At 43.2% G+C, this 3,700-nt stretch carries 5 protein-coding genes and 1 pseudogene; 3 read left to right on the forward strand and 3 right to left on the reverse strand.

Going from position 1 to position 3,700, the window contains the following annotated elements:
- Window positions 1–378 (forward strand): RNA-guided endonuclease TnpB family protein (locus tag IM479_RS00855; protein WP_287699027.1); only part of this gene is annotated, 378 nt, incomplete at its 5' end.
- Between the two features lie 143 nt (window positions 379–521).
- Here IM479_RS00855 and IM479_RS00860 read toward each other — a convergent pair.
- Together IM479_RS00860 and IM479_RS00865 are read right to left on the reverse strand one after the other, a co-directional pair.
- On the reverse strand, window positions 522–740 hold the full coding sequence (locus IM479_RS00860) for a DUF2283 domain-containing protein (protein ID WP_286826458.1): 219 nt from the start codon (window positions 738–740) through the stop codon (window positions 522–524).
- Window positions 725–1,039: a DUF4258 domain-containing protein gene (locus IM479_RS00865; protein WP_286826457.1), complete on the reverse strand. Its 315-nt coding sequence runs from the start codon at window positions 1,037–1,039 to the stop codon at window positions 725–727. The genes IM479_RS00860 and IM479_RS00865 overlap by 16 nt, the downstream gene beginning before the upstream one ends.
- A 203-nt stretch (window positions 1,040–1,242) precedes the next feature.
- On the opposite strand from IM479_RS00865, the pseudogene IM479_RS00870 reads away from it, so the two are divergent.
- Window positions 1,243–1,386: pseudogene (locus IM479_RS00870) on the forward strand (ISAs1 family transposase); the annotation flags it as partial.
- A 91-nt stretch (window positions 1,387–1,477) separates the two neighbouring features.
- Complete coding sequence (locus tag IM479_RS00875; RefSeq protein ID WP_287686569.1) at window positions 1,478–3,325, forward strand: SUMF1/EgtB/PvdO family nonheme iron enzyme; 1,848 nt, start codon at window positions 1,478–1,480, stop codon at window positions 3,323–3,325.
- 197 nt (window positions 3,326–3,522) lie between these two features.
- Here IM479_RS00875 and IM479_RS00880 read toward each other — a convergent pair.
- Window positions 3,523–3,700: transposase (locus IM479_RS00880; protein ID WP_287686570.1), on the reverse strand; the 178-nt coding region annotated here is incomplete at its 5' end.

Genomic DNA, 3,700 nt, shown 5'->3' on the forward strand with positions numbered 1-3,700 from the left:
GCCGTCAAGAATCTGGTCAAAAACCCGAAATTATCTCAGGCAATATCTGACGTTAGTTGGGGAGAAATTACCCGACAATTAGCTTATAAATGCCGTTGGTATGGGAGAAATTACATCGAAATAGATAGATGGTTTCCTAGTTCTAAGCGGTGTAGTAATTGTGGGTATATTGCTGAGAAGATGCCGTTAAATATTCGAGAGTGGGACTGTCCAGACTGTGGGACACACCATGACCGAGATATTAACGCTAGTAAAAATATTTTGGCCGCAGGACTTGCGGTGTCAGTCTGTAGAGCGACCATAAGACCCGAACAGAGTAAATCTGTTAAGGCTGGTGCGGAACCCCGCAAGGGAAAGAAGCAGAAACCTAAATCGTGAGGTTTGGGAATCACCGTCCGTTTTACGGCGGCGAGGATGTCAATTTTGCACTCTCAAAAATTAATTATGCAAGAACTCTATTTTACCCCATGATGTCGGGAGAGCCAAAATTAGTTAGGTTGGCGACGGATTGACCCAATAAGTTAAGCTGTAACATTACCCGAAAGTTCTGCGACTAAAGGGTGATCCTTTTTTAGTTGACTTACGCCTAAAATGGAAAAACCTAATACGTTTCCCTGAAGATCAACTCTGGTCATAATTGCATCATTTTCTGTTTCCTGCATATAACCTGGTTGATCAGAAAAAAGAACTTCTAGGAAATCACCTTCTTTGTCAAACCAAATTTTTAAGTTAGTGGCCATAACAATTCTCCTTGTTTAATTCTATTCGTTAAATAGGCTGTCAATAAAAAGGCATCTTTATCAAGATATTTAGTGACAACGCATAGCCATTTATCTCCCATTAATGTATTAAGATAATAACGGTAATTTAAAATCACTTGGTTGTCGGTGTTAGATTTTCTGACTTGTTCGGGATACTGAAGCGTTTCTTCTATTCTATCCTTCAACACAGCCATCTCGGGATGGTCTAAAATATGGAGCAATCTTTCTTCTGTAAGACGCACAGGAAAGCCTCGATAATCGGTGAGGATTTTGGTCATCAGAATTTTTAGAAGCTCACGAGATAATGCTCATTATAGTCTGATAGTTTCATGACCACATATTACTATGCTTGACTAGATCTGACCATATTCGTATTGAAACTTTACAATATCAAGTTTATATCGCCTCACGAAAAATGATCGCCAATCAAAAAAACTTCACAACACCCAAAAGCGCTCGCCCTTGATAATTGAAATATCCCTGTCGGATTCGCTCCGGCCACAGCTTTCGTCATTGTGCCTTCTTAAGACCCATGGCTCAACGTAGTATGTCACAAAAAAGTAAACAAGCGGCCATGGATAATAACTATATGATTGCTGTGCTGAGAGCCTTTTGTCAAGCCTAATTGAGATGCTCTTACCCTCGGAGAAAGATGCTCGCCACGAATAAAGAAAATGGCATAAAATAGAAAAAACTCACCCTCAGCGACCAAGGCGATGGCAGCAGAAACGGCGAAAATCAAGCTTTATCGGAAAACCTATCAACTTCCCCGACTAAATCGCCCCGATTTATTAATTTTACAGGATCAGATTCAAGAAAGACAGCAACTGATTAAAACCGGAAAACGGGTTCGCAATACATGGCTAGGATTGAGGAAAAAAGAAGAACCCCTCGATTTCGAGGAAACCTTTCAAGAATTGGAAAGATTAGTCGGGGACTATAACCAGTTAATCAGATTTCTCACCGACCATAAAGATGAATACCGGCGGTTTTTCCTGTCACTCACCGAGGAAATCAAAGAGGCAGTGGCGGTTAAATGCCAGAAATTGGCAGAAACAGAGCGAAAACGCCAATCTCTAGAGAATAGCATCGGCTCGGCCGAACTGCGAGATACCCTGAGACTACAGAAACAGCAGATTTTCCGCACCGTGATTCTCGTCGGTCGCGCTAGCTTGCTCATGCTCAAGAAAATCGACCTAATCAGCGAAAGTATCCAGAAATTAGCCGAAGATCAGGATACACAAAAACGGGTTTTCTCGAAAATGATCGGCGAGTTGAACGGGTACAAACAAGTGTATCAGTTGCAGATCGAGTTAGATAATCTGGAAAAAGAAGCGATCGAAATGGCCAAAGTAGCCATTAATCTAGAACAATACCTAAAACCAATTATCGGACAGTTTCAGGGTTTGATCGATCAAGTAGTGACCATTGACGGGGAACTTTCCCGCAGTGTCAGCGAAGTGGAATCCCTCGTCCAGAACATTCTCAGTTCCGAATCGGCCGTATCTTTCCGCAAAAACGAGAATCTATCGGCTAGTTTGCTCAATTTCCTCGTCACCAGCGAAGAAAAGCGCGGACGTTTAGCGAGCGCATTAGAGCGAGCCGAACAGGAAGGATGGCAATGGACAGAAGTGGAAATCCCCGACGAGGAAATCGAACTGGAAACCGCCATTCAACGCATCAACAACCATGTAATCGAGAGAGTCAGGGACTTTAGCACCTCCGTCGTCGGTGACTCTCCTATTCCTCCCCAAACTCAACCAGAGACAGCGCCAGGCAATAAAACTTCATTTACCGAAAACTATCAGTCATCAGTTATCAGTTATCAGTTAGGGACAGCGCCAGGGGATAAAACTTCATTTACCGAAAACCTACCCAAGGGAGTCACACTAGAGATGGTAAGCTTACCAGCAGGTAAATTTCTCATGGGTTCTTCTGAAAGCGATTCTGAAAAGCCTCCACACCAAGTTAAAGTCAACAGTTTTGCCATTGGCAAATATCCCATTACTCAAGCACAATATCAAGCAGTAATGGGAGACAATCCCTCTCGTTTTAAAAATAATCCCCAAAATCCGGTAGAAAATGTTAGCTGGAATGACGCTCAAGCTTTTTGTCAGAAATTGAGTCAAATAACCGGAAAAACCTATCGCCTACCCACAGAAGCGGAATGGGAATATGCTTGTCGTGCGGGGACAACCACTCGCTATTATTTTGGTGATGATGATAATCAGTTAGGAAATTACGCTTGGTATGATGGAAATCCTAATGACACAACTCATCCCGTAGGACAGAAAAAGCCCAATGGTTGGGGACTGTATGACATGAGTGGCAATGTTTGGGAGTGGTGCGAAGACGATTGGCATGATAGTTATAAGAATGCGCCGGATGATGGCACGGCGTGGATTGATAATGATAATCGTTCTCAGTCTGAAAAATGTCTGCGCGGCGGTTCTTGGCTCGACTTCCCTTATAACTGTCGTTCTGCCATCCGCAGCAGGATCAACCCCGGCATCCACTACAGCGTCAGCGGTTTTCGGGTTGCGTGTGTCTCCCCACGACTTTAACCCTTTGCTCTTTTGCCTTTTTGCCCTTTGTCTCCCGCCGCTAGGCGGATAGTTTTGCGATAGACTAGGATTTTGCGGTGGATTGCGCCGCGCTAATTTTTATCAATCTCGCTCGTCCCAGTTCATTCTCTAAGACTTTCTGATATAGTTCACTTATTATTTTCGTTATCGAAAATTTGGGTTAAAACCCCGTCGTTTTACGACGGCTTTTCTTGATCTTTAATAGAGCATCTGAGAACTTCCAGGGTTGCACCTCCTACAGAAGAAACAAAATAACTAGGAGACCAAAGAGCATCTTTCCCATAGGGTTTAGGATAGCCAGCTTGTCCATACCTGCGACTAGAAACCCCTTTTAAAGAATTAACCATTACAGAA

The organism is Microcystis sp. M165S2, from assembly GCF_020245885.1.
Taxonomy (GTDB): domain Bacteria; phylum Cyanobacteriota; class Cyanobacteriia; order Cyanobacteriales; family Microcystaceae; genus Microcystis.